Source organism: Alcanivorax sp. VBW004, assembly GCF_009718865.1.
GTDB lineage: Bacteria > Pseudomonadota > Gammaproteobacteria > Pseudomonadales > Alcanivoracaceae > Alcanivorax.
In genome coordinates this window covers 22089-40173 of record NZ_WNHC01000001.1, presented here as the reverse complement: position 1 = coordinate 40173, position 18085 = coordinate 22089, and the positions used below count along the sequence as shown (strand labels likewise).

Annotated in this window: 17 protein-coding genes; 6 read left to right on the top strand and 11 right to left on the bottom strand. The window is 59.7% G+C overall.

Annotation, left to right across the window (positions count from 1 at the left end; all coding sequences use genetic code 11):
- Positions 1–314 precede the first annotated feature (314 nt).
- The 7 genes from F1529_RS00195 to doeB form a co-directional block, all read right to left on the bottom strand.
- A complete protein-coding gene (locus F1529_RS00195) occupies positions 315–1010 on the bottom strand; it encodes an ABC transporter ATP-binding protein (protein WP_155131013.1) in 696 nt (231 codons plus the stop codon).
- Positions 1010–1756, bottom strand: coding sequence for an ABC transporter ATP-binding protein (locus F1529_RS00190; protein ID WP_155131011.1), 747 nt, complete (start codon positions 1754–1756; stop codon positions 1010–1012). Before F1529_RS00190 ends, F1529_RS00195 begins: the two co-directional genes overlap by 1 nt.
- A complete protein-coding gene (locus tag F1529_RS00185) occupies positions 1756–3018 on the bottom strand; it encodes a branched-chain amino acid ABC transporter permease (RefSeq protein ID WP_230457662.1) in 1263 nt (420 codons plus the stop codon). The genes F1529_RS00190 and F1529_RS00185 overlap by 1 nt, the downstream gene beginning before the upstream one ends.
- Positions 3015–3956 carry a branched-chain amino acid ABC transporter permease gene (locus F1529_RS00180; protein WP_007150349.1) on the bottom strand — a complete coding sequence of 314 codons (942 nt, stop codon included), beginning with the start codon at positions 3954–3956 and terminating at the stop codon, positions 3015–3017. The genes F1529_RS00185 and F1529_RS00180 overlap by 4 nt, the downstream gene beginning before the upstream one ends.
- An 82-nt stretch (positions 3957–4038) precedes the next feature.
- Entirely contained in the window at positions 4039–5259 is a 1221-nt protein-coding gene (locus F1529_RS00175; RefSeq protein ID WP_230457661.1) for a branched-chain amino acid ABC transporter substrate-binding protein, read from the bottom strand.
- 670 nt (positions 5260–5929) lie between these two features.
- Positions 5930–7615 carry a dihydroxy-acid dehydratase gene (ilvD, locus tag F1529_RS00170; protein WP_155131008.1) on the bottom strand — a complete coding sequence of 562 codons (1686 nt, stop codon included), beginning with the start codon at positions 7613–7615 and terminating at the stop codon, positions 5930–5932.
- Positions 7616–7658: 43 nt separating this feature from the next.
- Positions 7659–8648 (bottom strand): N(2)-acetyl-L-2,4-diaminobutanoate deacetylase DoeB, encoded by a 990-nt coding sequence (gene doeB / locus F1529_RS00165; protein ID WP_155131005.1) that lies wholly within the window; start codon positions 8646–8648, stop codon positions 7659–7661.
- A gap of 100 nt (positions 8649–8748) precedes the next feature.
- Between doeB and gmk the strand changes: the two genes are divergently transcribed.
- The 5 genes from gmk (at position 8749) to F1529_RS00140 (ending at position 13118) form a co-directional block, all read left to right on the top strand.
- Positions 8749–9372: a guanylate kinase gene (gmk, locus tag F1529_RS00160; protein WP_007150023.1), complete on the top strand. Its 624-nt coding sequence runs from the start codon at positions 8749–8751 to the stop codon at positions 9370–9372.
- A 150-nt stretch (positions 9373–9522) separates the two neighbouring features.
- Positions 9523–9786, top strand: a complete 264-nt coding sequence (gene rpoZ, locus F1529_RS00155) for a DNA-directed RNA polymerase subunit omega (protein ID WP_007149241.1) — start codon at positions 9523–9525, stop codon at positions 9784–9786.
- A gap of 274 nt (positions 9787–10060) precedes the next feature.
- On the top strand, positions 10061–12172 hold the full coding sequence (spoT, locus tag F1529_RS00150) for a bifunctional GTP diphosphokinase/guanosine-3',5'-bis pyrophosphate 3'-pyrophosphohydrolase (RefSeq protein WP_007151387.1): 2112 nt from the start codon (positions 10061–10063) through the stop codon (positions 12170–12172).
- A gap of 134 nt (positions 12173–12306) precedes the next feature.
- A complete protein-coding gene (locus F1529_RS00145; protein ID WP_007149408.1) occupies positions 12307–12693 on the top strand; it encodes a RidA family protein in 387 nt (128 codons plus the stop codon).
- A gap of 188 nt (positions 12694–12881) precedes the next feature.
- Positions 12882–13118 carry a DUF2789 domain-containing protein gene (locus F1529_RS00140; RefSeq protein WP_007151378.1) on the top strand — a complete coding sequence of 79 codons (237 nt, stop codon included), beginning with the start codon at positions 12882–12884 and terminating at the stop codon, positions 13116–13118.
- A gap of 112 nt (positions 13119–13230) precedes the next feature.
- Here F1529_RS00140 and F1529_RS00135 read toward each other — a convergent pair whose 3' ends face one another.
- From F1529_RS00135 to F1529_RS00120, 4 genes are all read right to left on the bottom strand, one after another.
- Positions 13231–13806, bottom strand: coding sequence for a TVP38/TMEM64 family protein (locus F1529_RS00135; protein ID WP_155131002.1), 576 nt, complete (start codon positions 13804–13806; stop codon positions 13231–13233).
- Between the two features lie 262 nt (positions 13807–14068).
- Entirely contained in the window at positions 14069–15175 is a 1107-nt protein-coding gene (locus F1529_RS00130; protein WP_155130999.1) for a 5-(carboxyamino)imidazole ribonucleotide synthase, read from the bottom strand.
- 45 nt (positions 15176–15220) lie between these two features.
- Entirely contained in the window at positions 15221–15712 is a 492-nt protein-coding gene (gene purE / locus F1529_RS00125; RefSeq protein ID WP_155130996.1) for a 5-(carboxyamino)imidazole ribonucleotide mutase, read from the bottom strand.
- Between the two features lie 355 nt (positions 15713–16067).
- Positions 16068–16895, bottom strand: coding sequence for an NAD-dependent epimerase/dehydratase family protein (locus F1529_RS00120; protein WP_155130993.1), 828 nt, complete (start codon positions 16893–16895; stop codon positions 16068–16070).
- Between the two features lie 173 nt (positions 16896–17068).
- Here F1529_RS00120 and F1529_RS00115 point away from each other — a divergent pair, with 173 nt between their 5' ends.
- A complete protein-coding gene (locus F1529_RS00115; RefSeq protein ID WP_007151432.1) occupies positions 17069–17971 on the top strand; it encodes a hydrogen peroxide-inducible genes activator in 903 nt (300 codons plus the stop codon).
- The last annotated feature ends 114 nt before the right edge of the window (positions 17972–18085 follow it).

Below are 18085 nucleotides of genomic sequence, written 5' to 3'. Positions count from 1 at the left end.
ATTCACCAGAAACCCTATCGTCACGACCTGAAAAACCGGGCACGTGGACCCCGCCTTTTCAGCAACCCACCCTCCTCCAAAAGGCCCCGCGTATTTGCTCATTAAGCTAAATCAAGGACTTAAAAGTGGTGGGCAACATGGTGGGCAAAGCAAAAACCGCCATGCAAAAACACAGGCAACCAATTGACTTTCAAGTATTTTTAATTCTTAACCAACAAACAGATTCAGAATATCGAGTAACGCTTTCATGTGGCGCCTCACTACTAAAAAAGCCGGCATGACGCCGGCTTTTTAACGCTGCCTAACAGCTAGCTTTACACCTCCAGCCACTCCTTGCGCACGGCGTCATCGTTGCGCAGTTCGTCCGGGGTGCCCTGGAAGACGATCTGGCCGTGGCCCATGACCAGGACGCGGTGGGAGATATCCATGGCGATGGAGAGTTTCTGCTCCACCAGCAGGATAGAGACGCCGGCGTTGGCGATTTCCGAGATCAGGTCGGCGATCTGTTTGACGACGAGCGGGGCCAGGCCTTCGGTGGGTTCGTCGATCATGATCAGGGACGGGTCGCCCATCAGGGTGCGGGTCATGGCGAGCATCTGCTTTTCGCCGCCGGACAGCACCCCCGCCGGTGAGTGTTCGCGGCGGGCCAGATTGGGGAACATGTCGAGCATTTTTTCCACGGTCCACTTCCCGGGTTTGCGTGGGTTCTTCAGGCCCAGCTCCAGGTTCTGTCGCACCGTAAGAGAGGGGAAAATATCCCGGTCTTCCGGCACATAGCCCAGCCCCAACCGCGCAATCCGGTGATTGGGCCAGCCGGCAATCTCCGTACCCTGAAAACGGATGGAACCCGTAGGCGGCACTTCACCCATGATGGACTTCACCGTGGTGGAGCGGCCCACCCCGTTCCGCCCCAGCAACGACACCACTTCGCCTTCCTGCAGGGAAAAATTCACCCCCTGAAGAATATGGCTTTTACCGTAGTAGGCATGTAAATCCTGTACGTCCAACATCAGGCGGCCTCCTCACCCAGATAGGCTTCTTTCACCCTCGGGTCATTGCGAATCTGTTCCGGGGTGCCCGTGGCAATGATTTCGCCATAGACCAGTACCGAAATCCGGTCGGCCAGTTCGAACACCACGCCCATATCGTGCTCCACAATCATCAAGGTGCGCCCGGCAGCCACCTTGCGGATCATGCCCACGGCCTGTTCGGTTTCGGTGTTGCTCATGCCGGCCGTGGGCTCATCCAGCAGCACCACCTGCGCATCGCAGGCGATGGTCATGCCGATTTCCAGCGCCCGCTGGCTGGCATAGGGCAATGCCCCGGCCGGCACCTCGCGTAACGCTTGCAGGCCGATCAGTGTCAGCACTTCTTCGGCACGCTGATTGGCCTGACGGATGCCGGCGGCCGGCCGCCAGAAGACATATCCGGCCTTGCTGTTCTTCAGGCAGGCGCAACGCAAATTTTCAAACACGGACAAGTTGGTGAACACATTACTCACCTGAAACGAACGCGACAGGCCCAGCTGCTGAATCTTGTCCGGCGACAGACCATTAATGCGTGTGCCGTTCAACGCCATGTCACCACTGGAGGGCTGCAAGGCGCCGGACAGCAGATTAAAGAAGGTGGATTTACCGGCCCCGTTGGGGCCAATGATCGCGTGGATTTCACCACTGCTCACCTCCAGGTCCACACCGCGAATAATATCCGCCGGACCAAAACTTTTTCGTAATGCCTGGATCGATAGCGCTGTCATTATTCGCTCTCCCGCAGGGTTCGGGTGGCACGCATCAGCGTGATGCCACTGGCCACCAGCGCCACCACGGCGCCCCACTGCCACACACTGGTTTCATTCAATGTCATGCCAAAAAACTGGCTAATGCTGTCGCTGCCGTGACGCCAGTGGAACAACAGCTCCACCGCCAGTGACAGCCCGGTGGCAATCAGCACCACTGCCGCTGCACCCGTCAACCAGCCCGGCAGGCACGACGTCAGCTGGCCCTCGCGCCAGGCCACACGCACCTGTTCGATACCACCGGCCAGACCGCGCGGGGCGAACATGACAATGCTCAGGAAAATCAGCCCCACATACAGGATGGAAGCATCGGTGTAGTCGCTCAGCATGGAGTTGATCAGGGTGACAACGATGGCACCCACGATGGGGCCATAGAACACACCCAGACCACCCACTGCCGCCATTAACAGCGCCATGCCGGAAGGAATCAGCCCTAACGATTCCGGCGTAATGATTTCATAGTTCACCGCCGCCATGCCGCCAGCCAGGCCCCCGAAGGCACCGGAAGCGATAAAGATCAGATAGCGAATATTGCGCGGTTGGTAACCGATGAAGGCCATCCTGTCCGGGTTGTCACGCACCGCATTGGACATGCGCCCCAGCGGCGTGCGGGTAAAGGCCCACATGGCAGCCACCGCCACCAGGGTCCAGAAGGCAATAAACCCGTACACATCCCGGGCACTGGACAGTTCCAGCCCGAACCACTGCGGCCCGACCATACGATTGGCAAAGATGCCGGCTTCGCCGCCAAACAGGGACGGGAACATTTGCCCGGCTGCTGCCACCAATTCCCCCAGGCCCAACGTGATCATGGCAAAGGCGGTACCGGCGCGGCGGCAGAACGGCCAACCGATCACCAGCGCCACCAGCCCACCGGCGATCATGCCCACCAACGGCATACTCACTACCGGGATATGCGCCCAGAAACCTTCACCGGTATAGCTCGCTTCATCGATGGCATTCATGGCATGCATGGCCGCATAGCTGCCCATGCCGAAGAACACCGCATGCCCAAACGACAGCATGCCACCCTGCCCCAACAGCATGTTGTAGGACATGGCGAACACGATATTGATACCGATCACATTCATCAGGGTGAAGGCGGTGCCGCCTTCGAATAAAAACGGTAACACCGCCATGACTGCCAAGCTGATCACCCAGGGCATCAGCGAACGCCAGGGCATGGACGGAGATGATGTTGCCACTGCAGTTGCTTCACTCATGGCTCAAGCTCCCCCATCAAACCGCGTGGGCGGAAAATCAGAATCAGTACCAGCAGAATAAAGGGCGTCATTGGCGCCAAGCTGGCCAGAGTAATGCCCGTGATTTCTCCGTAGGGATCCACGTTCATGCCAATGCCGTTGAGCAAATCGCCCACGGAGGCATTCATGGCCACAAAGAAGGTCTGGATCAGGCCGATCAACAAGGACGCATAGAACGCTCCCAACAGGGACCCCATGCCGCCCACGACCACCACCACAAAGACGATAGGCCCAAGGCTTTCTGCCATGCCCGGTTCGGTGGCCAGCAATGGCCCGCCCATCACCCCGGCCAGGCCAGCCAGGGCACAACCAAACCCGAACACACCCATGAACAGGCGCGGCACGTTATGGCCCAGATGGCCCACCATATTCCCGTGGGTTAACGAGGCCCGCACCATCAGGCCGACACGGGTTTTCTTGAGCAGGTACCAGAGCGCCACCAGCATCAGCGCGGAAATCAGGATCACCCCGCCCCGGAAAATTGAATAATCCGTGCCCATCAGGGTGAACAGCGGCTCGCGCAGGTAAGCCGGCTCACGGTACGCCACGGATACCGGCCCCCAGATCAACTGCACCAGTTCGTTGATCACATAGGCCAGGCCAAAGGTAAATAACAATTCGGCCACGTGGCCGTTTTCATGGACGCGGCGCAGGCCGTATTTTTCAACCAACGCGCCCAACAGCCCCACGACCAGAGGCGCCAGAAACAGGGCCGGCCAGAAACCCACCACCATCCCCAGGCTGTAGGCCACATAGGCACCAAGCATATAAAAACTGGCATGGGCGAAATTGAGCACGCCCATCATGGAAAAAATCAGCGTTAAACCGCTGGACAGCATGAACAGCAACAAGCCGTACAAAATGCCGTTCAGCGTGGAAAAAATAATAATTTCGAGCATGCAAAAGCTCCTGAAGCAGCCGCGGAATGCAGCTGCTTCGACTCAATCCAACAAGATCAATCCATTGCGCGTTGTCCGGCGTTTATTTCGGACGACGCATGCGGCAAGTGGTAGGCAGCGTGACGTCATCACGTTCGATCCGCGCCACTTTGTGGAAATTGAACTCGGTGCCTTCGGCGCCGTATTTCATGCCGTCATCCATCACCGAGATAAACATGGGCAACTGGATCTGGTGATCTTCAGCACGCATCACCAGCTCGCCAGTGGTGCTGGTCAGCGTCATCCCTTCCAGCGCTTTGGCAATGACCACCGGGTTTACGCTTTTCTCCTGGTCAGCGGCTTTCTTGAGCATGTCCAGCATGTTGCTCAAACGCAGATAGTAGAAATCCCAGTTGGCTTTTTTGTATAAATCGACTTGGCGCTGCGCCATTTCCGGGTCTTCAAAATCGCCGTAGTACTCATTGATCTGATACAGGCGGTCCACGCCTTTTTCACCCAGCTGGGTGGCCACGCCAGAGCTGGCGCCGTAGTAGGTAAAGAAAGGCGCATCCAGACCAAAGTCTGCCGCCGCTTTCACCAGCAACGTCATGTCCTGGCCCCAGTTACCGGTAATCACCGCGTCGGCACCGGATGCCTGAATTTTGGAAATATACGGCGTGAAATCCTTCACTTTTGCCAGCGGATGAAAGTCATTGCCGACCACTTCGATGTCCGGGCGCTTTTCTTTCAGCATCTTGCGAGCCTGCGTGGAAACAGAGCGGCCATGGCTGTAATCCTGATTAATCAGGTAGACCTTTTTTATCTCTTTCTGGCCGGCCAGATAATCGGTCAGCGCGTTCATCTTCATGTCGGAATTGGCATCGAAACGAAAATGCCAGAATGAACAACGCTCGTTGGTAAAGACCGGGTCCACCGCCGCGTAGTTGAGGAACAGGCGCTCGTCACCCGGGTTGCGGCGGTTATGCTTTTCGATACCGGCGATCAGTGCCGAGGCCACCGAGGAACCATTGCCCTGGGTAATAAAATCCACGCCGTTATCCATGGCTTTCTGCAACTGAACCAGGCTTTCCTGGGGGCTTAGCTTGTTATCCAGGCCGACGATTTCGACCGGGTGACCATTCATGCCGCCGTTGGCATTGATTCGCTCAGCGGCAAATTTCAGGTGCTCATAGGCAGGCTGACCCGCTGATGCCATGGGCCCACTGAGCGGATCAATCAATGCAATCTTTACCGGCTCTGCAGCCTGGGCCGCAGTGGCCAGCAGCAGCGTTGATACCACGCCGGCCAGAAACGTTTTCATCATGTTGCTCTCCCTGTTTGTTGTTATTGCCATCACGCCAATGGCGCCATGGCAATGCGCACACGCTTGTCTTTTTTTATGCGTTATTGCTGTCAATAACGGTGTTTATCTTTTCTTTTTTCCAGGAGGCGAAACAAAATATCCCGCCATCTCTTTTCACATACCAACGAGTATGTATCAGCCATTTTCCTGCTGTCTACCGGCTGGCTCAGGGAATTTCGAACTATTTTTTATTTTTTGAAGAATCGACTAAATCCATTCATAACTCGATGATTCCATTAAAAAAGTGAGATTTTTTGTGGATAGGAAGAAGAATAGCGCAGCCGCACCATATACAAATTATGCTATTTAGTTTCCCTTTTAGGGCGTAAAAAGACGGCACCATGAACAGGGTTAATACGGCCCTATTTATGAGTGCAATTCTGTAGAAAATTTAAAACGAACGTTTAAATTTTTAGTGTAACTAAACCACACACTTTTCTGCGTTGCGCGATCCATCTCATACAACAATCAATATTTCAGTACGCGGAATGGGGAAGGAAAAAAAGGGAATGGGGCACCGAAAAATGCCGCTCACCGACACAAAAGACGGGAAGTAAAAACGCAGCAACGATAAGGAAGGGGTCGGCTTGAGGGAGCCCTCAAGCCGACGAAGAGAATCTCACCTGACAGATCAATCCTGATCCGTCAGCGCGCCTTCGCTGGCGGAGCCGACCAGCCGTGCGTATTTGGCCAACACGCCACGGGTATAGCGTGGTGCCGGTTGCTTCCAATTGGCTCGCCGGCGTGCCAGCTCTGCATCGGAGAGGTCCACAACCAGGGTGTTCGCTTGCGCATCAATGGTGATCAGGTCGCCGTCTTCCAGTAGCGCCAGCGGGCCGCCATCGAAGGCTTCCGGGGTCACGTGGCCGACCACAAAACCATGACTGCCGCCGGAGAAGCGGCCATCGGTGATCAGCGCCACCTCATTGCCCAGGCCACGCCCCATGATGGCAGAGGTGGGGGTGAGCATTTCACGCATGCCCGGCCCACCGCGGGGGCCTTCATAGCGAATCACTACCACGTCGCCAGACACCACTGTGCCGTCGTTAATCCGTTGCTGGGCTTCTTCTTCGGAACCGAACACCCGTGCCGGGCCGGAAAAGTGGGTGCCTTCCTTGCCGGTGATCTTGGCCACCGCGCCGTCCGGCGCCAGGTTGCCATAGAGAATGCGCAGGTGACTTTCCGCTTTCAGAGGCTCGGACAGGGGCGCAATAATCGACTGATCCAGGGGATAGGGCGCCACATCGGCCAGGTTTTCCGCCAGCGTTCGGCCGGTCACCGTCAGGCAATCGCCCTGCAATAATCCTGCCTCCAGCAGTATTTTCATCAGCGGCTGAATACCGCCAATGGCCACCAGTTCGCTCATCATGTAGTGGCCACTGGGGCGCAGGTCCGCCAGCACCGGCACCCGCTTGCCGATTTCGGTAAAGTCATCCAGTGACAGCGCCACGCCCACGGTGCGCGCCATGGCGATCAGGTGCAGCACCGCATTGGTGGAGCCGCCCAGGGCAATCACCACGGTGATGGCATTCTCGAACGCCGCGCGGGTCATGATGTCGGACGGTTTGATGTCCTGTTCCAGCAGTTTTAATACAGCGGCGCCGGCCCGCACGCAATCTTCCCGTTTTTCCTCGGACACCGCATTCTGTGCCGAGCTGCCGGGCAGGCTCATACCCAGTGCTTCGATGGCCGAGGCCATGGTGTTGGCGGTATACATGCCGCCACAGGAACCCGGGCCGGGGATGGCGGTTTCTTCAATCTGCTTGAGCTCGATCAGGTCCATGTCGCCCCGGGAATGGGCGCCCATGGCTTCGAACACGGAGACAATATCGGTGTGGCCCTTGCCGGGCATGATGGTGCCGCCGTAGACGAACACACTGGGGCGATTCAGCCGCGCCATGCCCATCAGGCAGCCGGGCATGTTCTTGTCGCAGCCGCCCAGGGTCACCAGGCCGTCAAACCCTTCGCAGGCGGCCACGGTTTCAATGGAGTCGGCAATCACCTCGCGGGAGACCAGCGAATACTTCATTCCTTCGGTGCCGTTGGCGATGCCATCGGAAATAGTGATGGTGTTGAAAATCACGCCCTTGCCGCCGGCGGCATCAGCCCCTTCGCAGGCCTTGTCGGCCAGCTCACCAATATGACTGTTGCAGGGTGTGACCTGGCTCCAGGTGGACGCGATCCCCACCTGGGGTTTGTGGAAATCCTCATCGGTAAATCCCACCGCCCGCAGCATGGCCCGGCTGGCGGATTTACCGGGGCCATCAACGACCTTTGCTGAATGGCGGCGACGCGGATCACCCTTTGAGTCACTCATAGTTTCTCCTGGTTTTTCAGTTTGGGCGCCGCGGAAGAACGCCTTAGCGCTTCACTGCCAGCACGGCAAAGGTGTCGCCAATGTCTACCCGGGCCGGGTGACGGCGACCAATCAACATGCCTGCAAACGGCGCCCGATAATCCACCGGTGGCTGGCCGGTACGGTCGAGGCTATGCACGCGGGCAAGCACCTCGCCCTGCTGCACCCAGTCGCCCAGCGCCACCGCAAATTCCAGCAAGCCGCGATGCTCGCTGACACGGTAATAGTCTGCGCTGGGGATCTCCAGCGCCTGCGATGTTACCGGCAACGGGTCGCCGGGCAGAATGCCGGCAAAGCGTAACACGTTGTCCACGCCCTGCTCTGCCAGCGCCACGGTATCCGGGGTAGTCGTGCCGCCGCCGCGCAGCTCGGTGCTGATGAACACCCGGCCCTGGGCTTCTACCACGCTGTCGAACAGGGCCGCCTCCTCCAGCTCCGCCATAAACAGGGTGTAAGGCGCCCCAAACGCCTCCGCCCCGGCCAGGCAGCGCGCCCCAAAGGCCTCATCGGCGAGGCGATGGGTGGCCGCAAAAGGCAACAGGTCCAGCGTGCGTCCACCGGAGTGCATATCCAGCACCACGTCGGCCAGCGGCACCAGATAACGGGTGAAGTAATCGGCAATTTTCTCGGTGAGAGTGCCGGCAGGGTCGCCCGGAAAGGCCCGGTTCAGGTTGCCGCCATCCAGCGGGGAGGTGCGCGTGCCGTTTTGCACCGCCGGGTGATTCATCATCGGCACAATGATCACCCGGCCACGGATATCACGCGCCTGCAGCCGGTTGGCCAGCTTGAGCAGGGCGGTGATGCCTTCGTATTCATCGCCGTGGTTGCCCCCGGTCAGCAGCGCAGTGGGCCCTTCGCCGTTGCCGATCACCGTCACCGGGATCATCACATTGCCCCAGGCGGACTGGTCGTGGGAATAAGGCAGTTTGAGGAAACCGTGCTGTACGCCGTCCAGGTGGAAATCCACCGTGGCGCTGATCGCGCTGTCCTGCATAGTGAGTCCGTTGTCTCCGGGTCAGGGTGCATATGACGCACCCGGGTCTTTACGCCTATAATGCGCGCTTTACCGGGATCGCGAACAGGACATTCTCTTTATGGCCGACAAAGGCACGCTGTACATCATTTCCGCCCCGTCCGGCGCCGGCAAGACCAGCCTGGTGGCCGCCCTGGTCGACAAGCTTGCCCGGGTCCGCATTTCCGTCTCGCACACCACCCGCGCCATGCGCCCCGGTGAGGAAGACGGCGTGAACTACCATTTCACCGACCGTGACAGCTTTGTCCGTCAGGTGGAACAGGGCCGTTTTCTCGAGCATGCGGAAGTGTTCGGCAACCTTTACGGCACCAGCGCCGACTGGGTCGCCCAGACCCTGCGGGGCGGCGATGATGTGATTCTGGAGATCGACTGGCAAGGCGCCACCCAGATTCGCAAACAGCTGCCGGATGCGGTGAGCATCTTCATCCTGCCGCCCTCGCTGGAGATTCTGGCCGACCGCCTGCGGGGCCGCGAAACCGACGACGAAACCGTGATCCAGCAACGCCTGGACGGCGCCCAGGACGAAATGAGCCACTACGGCGAGTTCGACTATCTGGTGGTCAACGATGATTTCCAGCGTGCCCTGTATGAGCTGGAAGCCATCGTCGAGGCTCGCCGGCTGGTGACAAGCCGGCAGTCTGCCCGCCAGGCCGCGACCCTGCAGAACCTGCTCGCGCCCCGCTGATCGCCACCGTCGGGGCCAGCCCCGGCACCGCCGTTCGGCGGCTGGCACTGGACTTGCCCTGCCCTCAGCCCGTAAAATCGCCTCCTTGCGAATTATCAGGCGGTGCTGGTTCATGTCGAACCGGCCCCGTCAGCTTGTCAGGAGAGCAGCATGGCACGAGTTACCGTAGAAGATTGCCTGGAAAAACTGGATAACCGCTTTGAGCTGGTACTGGTTGCCGGCAAGCGCGCCCACCAATTGCAGAGCGGCGGTAAAGAGCCACGTGTAGCCTGGGAAAACGACAAACCCACTGTTGTCGCCCTGCGTGAAATCGCAGAAGGCCACGTGACCGCTGAATCCGTGGATAACCCCATCGCGGACCGCAGTGCTGACGTGGACGAGCTGGCCCTGCTGACTCAGTCTTTCGGCGAGTAATTGCCGGCCCCGTCTCCCCCAAACGGGGCGACGGGAACAAAACAAGCAAACGCAGAGGCCGACCGGCCTCTGCGTTTTGCCATCTGGCACTTGCCCCTCACTCCTGTTTTCCAGCCCCCCCCTTTTTTCGCGTCTTGCTTGCCACCCGGTATCGTTTTCTCCCAGCCAAACAATCGTCTGTGCTTATCTCCTTGTCATAGACAAATCCTGCCCTCAAATCTAAGCTAAGAGTCATCTTCGAACCTGCTACTCGCCAAGGGCGTGACGAGGCCTTTTGCCCACCATCCATAATCTGGAAAAACGGTTACGCAGTTACCTGGACGATGATCAGATCGCCCAGGTCGTACACGCTTACCATTTTGCCGAGCAAGCACACGAAGGCCAGTACCGCCGCACCGGGGATCCGTACATCACTCACCCGCTGGCAGTGGCCAACATCCTCACCGACATGCACATGGACCATGCCTCGCTCATGGCCGCCATGCTGCACGATGTGATCGAGGACACCGGCTTCAGTAAAGAGCAGCTGGCCAACGAATTCAGCGAGGAGGTGGCCGAGCTGGTGGACGGCGTTTCCAAGATCGCCCAGATCAAGTTCGAATCGAAAGCCGAGCAGCAGGCGGAAAACCTGCGCAAGATGATGCTGGCCATGACCCGGGACATCCGCGTCATCCTCATCAAGCTGGCTGACCGCCTGCACAACATGCGCACCCTGCATGTAATGCGCGCCGAAAAGCGCCGCCGCATTGCCACCGAAACCCTGGAACTGTACGCCCCCATCGCCTTCCGGCTGGGCATGTACAACATGCGGGTGGAATACGAGGATCTGGCCTTTCACGCCATCTACCCCATGCGCGCCAAGCTGATTGGCCAGGCCGTAAAAAAGGCCCGCGGCAACCGCAAGGAAATCCTCACCACCATCAAGACCAGCCTGGAACACTGCCTGGAAGAAGAAGGCATCGAAGCCCGGGTATTGGGCCGCGAAAAGCACCTCTACAGCATTTACACCAAGATGAAGGAGCAGCACAAACCCTTCTCCGACATCATGGATGTGTTCGGCTTCCGCATCATCGTGGACCGGGTCGACACCTGCTACCGCGTGCTCGGCGCCACCCATAACTATTTCACCCCCATTCCCGGCCGCTTCAAGGACTACATCGCCATTCCCAAGGCCAATGGCTACCAGTCCCTGCATACCACGCTGAAGGCCCGCTCCGGTATTCCCCTGGAAATGCAGATTCGCACCGAAGAAATGGAGGCCATGGCCAACAACGGCATCGCCGCCCACTGGCTGTACAAGTCCGATGACGAACCCGGCTCGCCCACCCACAGCCGCACCCAGAGCTGGATGCAGCGGCTGCTGGAGCTGCAGCAAAAAGCCGGCAACTCCATGGAGTTCATCGAGAACGTGAAGGTGGACCTGTTCCCGGACGAAGCCTATGTGTTCACCCCCAAAGGCGACATCAAGGAACTGCCCGGTGGCGCCACCGCCGTGGACTTTGCCTACGCGGTGCACACCAAGGTGGGCAACAAGTGCGTGGCGGCGCGCATCGATGGCAAGCTGGCGGCGCTTTCAACGCCCCTGGAGTCCGGCCAGACGGTAAAAATCATCACCGCCCCCAACGCCACCCCGAACCCGGCCTGGCTGAACTTCGTAGTCACCGGCAAGGCGCGCACCAACATTCGCCACTTCCTCAAACACCAACGCCGCGAAGACGCGGTGGAGCTGGGCGAGCGGCTGCTGGCCAAGGCCCTGCACTCTTATGACATGGGCCTGGACGACCTGCCCATTGAGCGGGTAGTCAGCGAGCTGGCCGGTAACGGCTATCTGGAACTGGACGATTTGCTGGAAGACATCGGCATGGGCAACCGCCTGGCGCCGCTGGTGGCGCGCAAACTGGCCGGCGCCCGCGATGACGACGAGCGCCAGCACGAAGACGATCGCCGGCCGCTGGCCATCCGCGGCAGTGAAGGCCTGATGGTCAGCTACGCCAAATGCTGCTGCCCGCTGCCCGGCGACACCATCATCGGGCACCTGAGTGCCGGGCGCGGCATCGTGGTCCACCGGGATACCTGCAAGAACCTGCTGGCGGAAATGCGCAACGCTCCGGAAAAATGCATCGCGCTAAGCTGGGACAAACAGGTGGAGCAGGAATTCACCGCCGCCCTGCGCATCGAGCTGATCAACAAGCGCGGCGTACTCGCCACCCTGGCCAACAGCGTGTCCGAACTGGGCTCCAACATCGACACCATCGACATGGCCGAGAAAGATCCCACCCTCACCATCCTCAACGTGACCATGACGGTGAAAGACCGCATCCACCTGGCGCGCATCATCAAGAAGCTGCGCACCCTGGACAGCATCGTCCGCATTCACCGGCTTTGATAACCGCGGCACGCCACCCCCACTGCTTGAGTGGGTGCAGCGTGTTGCGTGCAAGCATTAACCCGTGCAAGCATAGCCGCTTCCCTATTTTCGCCTGCCGGCCATGGCCGGGGCTCAACCAATGAAGAACGATCATGTCCAACCATTCCGTAATCAGCACCGACAAGGCTCCACAAGCCATTGGCACCTATTCCCAGGCCATCAAGGCTGGCTCTACCGTGTATCTGTCCGGCCAGATTCCACTGGTGCCGGAAACCATGGAGCTGATTGAAGGCGACATGGAGGCGCAGATCGAGCAGGTGTTTTCCAATCTGATCGCGGTGTGTGAAGCCGCTGGCGGCAGCCTGCAGGACATCGTAAAGCTGAATATCTTCCTCACCGACCTGAGCCACTTTGCGCTGGTCAACGAGGTTATGGCACGGCATTTCACCCAGCCTTACCCGGCTCGGGCAGCCATCGGCGTGGCGGCGCTGCCCAAGGGCGCCGGCGTGGAAATGGACGGTATTCTGGATATTGCCTGATCCGCTGCACGCACCACGCGCCATGCAACACGCCCGCCCTTGTGCGGGCGTTTTTGTTGGTGCGACCCTCCGAAAGGAGGGGAGACAGAACGACTTTAAAAGCGCACCATCGAACAGACGGTGGGCGGGCAGATGTCCGCCTGCGTTAATCCCGCAACACTTATTTTCGCAACATAAGGGAGAGCGATATGGATACCGCGACCCACGACCTCAACACCCTGTTTGATCAGCTCGGCCTGGCCAGCAGCGACCCCGATATCGAAGACTTCATCCACCAGCATGGCGGCACACTCACCGACAGCATGCACCTGCATCAGGCACCGTTCTGGAATGAATCCCAGGCACGATTTCTCGCCGAGGCGGTTCGCGAAGACGCGGAGTGGGCAGAGACTGTGGATACGCTGAGCGCCCTGTTAAGGCATTGACGACAGCCTCGGGCTACGCGTGACGAAAAGCTTGGTTGCCGCAGGGCGCGCCTGCAAGTGGAAACTACCTTCAAACATGCGAATCCCTTGCAGGCGGGTTATGCGCCCGGCCTTACCCGATCGGTAACAGCAGCAGTATTCGGTCGAAGAAGATGCAATAAAGCAGCAGCGGCACCGGCAAACCGATCAGCGTGCCGATCATGTAGTGGCGTAACGTCACCCCGCTGAGCGCCAGCGTGTAATTCAACGCCGGCATGGTCTGAAAAAACAGGCGCAACAAGGCCACGCTGCGTACCGGGTGGCTATCCAGCCGCGCCAGAATCTTGCGGGCGAGGGGGCTCTGGATATCCCGCAGGGCACTGCCGCCCAGTCCGCGCACCAGCACATAGGTCACCAGGCAGGACACACAGGCGGCAATATAAGTCGCCAGCCCGCCCATCACCGTTCCCAGCGCCAGGATGGCCGCCGCCAGAAAGATCCAGCCGGGCAGCTGAATCAGGTTACCGATCACGAAGACCACCACAAAGGCAATGAGACCGGTGATCGGGTTGGCTTCCAGTTGCGCGCGCAGGAACGACACCGACAGCTGCTCACGCAGGCCGGTAAGCTCTACCGTAATCAGGACCAGCGCCAGCACCATGGCCAGCATGATCAGCCGCCGATAGCGCCCCAGAGAAAGTGTCATCATCACAACCGTTTTGCCTTTTCTTGCCTCGCACTATGGACAGTGTAAGCCGGCACGGCCAGCAAAACGTGAAGGGGGGACGTTTCAAGTTGAAAGTTGAAAAGTGCAGGATACGTGAGATGCCCGCCAAGTAGCGTGGTGCCCGCGATGAGTTTGAATGTAGATTATTTCCCGGTACTGCGGCGCGGCTAGAGCCTGTTTCGCATGGCTCCCGGCGATGCCGCGCATTTCAACGTTAAACGTTGGGCTCACAAGCACCCCAAAATCACCCCAGATCCAGCTCGGACTCCAGCACCGCCTGATAGCCTTCCGGCAGCACATCGGCCCAGGCATCCAGCCCCTGACGCAGACCGTCCAAAGTATCGGCCACCAGATTGGCGTGGCCCACCTTGCGGCCCGGACGCACGCTCTTGCCATACCAGTGCACCACGCCCGGGTGCTGCAGCCAGGCACTTTCGAACGGAGTGCCGATCAGATTCACCATGGCGGAGGGGCCATGGACGTTGAGGGCGTGCAGGGGCACACCGGCCAGGGCATGAACGTGCAGGTCGAACTGGGACCAGTCCGCCCCTTCATGGGTCCAGTGCCCGGAGTTATGCACTCGCGGAGCAATTTCGTTGACCATCAACTGGCCATCGACTTCAAAGAATTCCACCGCCATGACACCGGCATAGTCCAGCTCTTCCATGATGCCCTTGAGCATCTGCTCCGCCGGCTTTTGCAGGTCGGCACAGGCATTGGCCGGGGCCAGGCTCAGGCGCAGAATGCCGTCCACATGCCAGTTGCGAGTGAGCGGGTAAAACAGGGTCTCACCGGTAATACTGCGCGCACCGACAATGGACAACTCACGGCGGAAGGGAATCTTTTTCTCGACAATCGCCTGGCCGGCCAGCTCGGCGGCGGGCACGGCGGACAGGTCGCCCCCCTCGCCCACAATCCAGGTACCACGACCGTCATAGCCGCCGCTACGGGCCTTCACGACCACGCCACCAAACTGGTCCACAGCGGCCTGCAGATCGTCAGTCTTGTCCAGGGTCACCCAGGGCGCGGTGGGGATACCCAGCTTGTCGAGCATGGACTTCTGGGTGAAGCGGTCGGGGATTACTTGCAGGGCACCCCGGGCGACGCAACGATCGCTCTGGGCCAGCTCCGCGGAAAATCCGGTGTCCGGGAAGGCTTCACGTTCCACGGTAATCACCGGGTAACGCTCCTGACACTCTTCCCAGCTGATCGGCACAGCCAGGTCGGAAGTGCCCGGCAACAGCAGCGCCCGTTCCGGATCGTAACGGTCCACCACCAGCCCCAGTCGGGCTGCGGCTTCTGCCATCATCAGGCCAAGCTGGCCACCACCAAGAACAAGTACGCGATTCATAGCAGATCCGTCAGAGCAAACAGGGAAAAGAACAGCGCCGGGGAATCAGCCCTGCCCCAGCTCGGCATTGGCCAACACTTCATCCGCACGGGACGCTTTCCAGTCGGCGATTTGCTGCAGCAGCTCGGGGTTGTCCGCCGCCAGCATCTGGGCAGCCAGCAGGCCCGCATTCCAGGCGCCCGCCGCGCCGATGGCCAGGGTGCCCACGGCCACGCCTTTGGGCATCTGCACGATGGACAACAGGCTGTCCCAGCCAGACAGGGTACGGCTTTTCACCGGCACACCGAGTACCGGCAGCGGTGTCAGCGAAGCAATCATGCCCGGCAGGTGGGCCGCGCCCCCGGCACCGGCAATGATCACCTTGTAGCCGTTCTCGTGGGCGCTTTTGGCAAAGTCATACATGCGCTGAGGGGTGCGGTGAGCCGATACCACTTCGGCCTTCCAACCCACATTGAACTGGGTCAAGGCGTCACAGGCTTCTTTCATGGTCTCCCAGTCAGACTGGGAGCCCATTACCACGGCAACCGGCGTGCTCATTCGCGTTACTCCATCGCGCCCATCACGGGCTTTTGCGGCGCATCGGGATCACCCCCGGCACCGACACAGAAAAATTTGAGGCGCACACTTTACTAATGCCAGCGCCGGAGGCAAGTCTGTCGGCGAAAAAACAACCAATGATGACGTTCCCGGCCGACAGATGGGCGATTTTAGCGTGATTTGGCCGGGAATGCGCTTTGCAGAGAAGCTACAAGCTTCAAGCGGCAAGCTACAACGCGAAAAATGGCCGTAGACCATTCAGCGCCATGCCCGCGTCCAGCTTTCGGTGAAGCCAGCGCGTTAAACACATTTCTACGCCCCCAGCCGTAGGAGATTGTAGCTTGGGGCTTGTCGCTCATCTATCCGCCAGCACCTGTGCATAACCCTCCGGGTAACCCGGATAGCGCAAGGTGTAGTGCCCTTGCTGGATATACAGGCTGCGCACCTGTTTGCCGGCGGCCGGTGCATCCGGCACGGCCAGCGTCAGGCCCTGCCGATCCGCCAGCCATTTCAGCACATCCAGATTGCGGCCGCCCACCGCATCGGTGCCAATCACCAGCGGCGGCATGTCCCGGCCCTCCAGCCAGCCCAGCACCACGCTGTGCAGCAGGCCCACGCAGTCGTCGCGGTGAATGCGATTGGTCCACTGGGGCGCCGGCAGGCTTTCTTCACCCCGGGCCAGCCTGGCCGCCTTGTCGATCTGTCGATAGCGGCCCGGCCCATAGATGCCGGTGAAACGCACCACGGTACTGAGACTGCGGGTGCTGATTTCCTCTTCTGCCGCCAGCAACACCTTGCCGTTATACCGGCTCGGCCGTGGCGACGTCAGCTCATCCACCACTCCGTCCACATCGCCGAACACCGCACTGCTGGATACGAAGACCACCGGAGGCAGCGGTTGCTGGCGTCCCAACGCCTCCAGCAAAGTCAGCGGCGCCCGCACATAGGCCTGCAAATAGCCTTCTTCGCTGTACTCGGAGGGCGTCATGATAATAACCAGCAAATCCACCGGGTCCGGAGGCAGCATGGCTGCACCCTCGGTGAGATCCTGGCTGTACAGCTCCACTCCGGCTGGCGCCTGCGCGCCGCGGCGGATGGCACTGATGCGGTGGCCGTTAGCGATTAACTGTTCGGCCAGGCCGGCGCCCAAATCCCCCAGCCCGGCAATCAGAATATGAGACATAGAAAATCAATTAATAGTTAATAATGAATAATTAACCACGGAACTCCGCCAGCACCACACCCGCGAGTTATTCAGAGGTTCCTTAACTATTCATTATTAACTAATGCCCCCTCTGGCATCCCTCTTGGCAGAGGTGCACAATGCAGAAACCATCGGTTTAATGTATCGACGCCATGACACTAACAGAACTTCGCTATCTAGTCGCCCTGGCCCGCGAGCGCCACTTTGGCCACGCGGCCCAGGCCTGCAACGTCAGCCAGCCCACCCTCAGCGCCGCCATTAAAAAGCTGGAAGAGCAGCTGGGTATGCCCCTGTTCGAGCGACGCCCCCGTGAAGTGGTGGTGACGCCCCAGGCCGAGCCCATTGTCGCCCAGGCCCAGCGTGTGCTGGAACAGGCGGATCTGCTCTCGCAGATGGCCATGAGCCAACGCGACCAGCTCGGCTCACCGCTGCGGGTCGGAGCGATCTTTACCGTCGCGCCCTATCTGTTCCCGACCATGGTGCCCCGGGTGCGCGAAGCCGCCCCGGAAATGCCGCTGTTCATCGAAGAAAATTACACCCATGTGCTGCGCCGCAAGCTGGAACACGGCGAGCTGGATGCCATTATCGTGGCACTGCCTTTTTCCGGTGGCGGCCTGGTGCGGGCGCGCATGTACGAGGAATCCTTCTCTGTCCTGCTACCCGGCGACCATGCCTGGACGGCGCAGAAAAAAATCGCCCCGGAGCAACTGCTCGACGAAACCCTGCTGCTACTCGGTGAAGGCCACTGTTTCCGCGACCAGGTGCTGGAGCTGTGTCCAGCCATCGACTCCCAGCACCAGCGCAACCTGGTACAGATCGAAGGCGGCTCCCTGGAAACCCTGCGCCATATGGTCGCCGGCGGGCTGGGCATTACCGTGCTGCCCAATTCGGCTCTCCACCAGCATGGCTACGACAAGGACACCTTTGCGGTGCGTCCGTTTGAAGAACCGGTCCCTTCCCGGACCATCGCCCTGGTCTGGCGCGATAGCTTCCCTCGGCCCAAGGCCATCGAAGTGCTGCGCCAAGCCGTGCCCAAGGAAGGACTGTCGGGATAACGATGGGCAGGAAGGTTTCTCCCTGTAGGAGCACCTCTCGAGGTGCGAACCCTACCCAGGTAAGACGCTGGAACCAGATTCGCACCTCGAGAGGTGCTCCTACAGCGGTGTTGC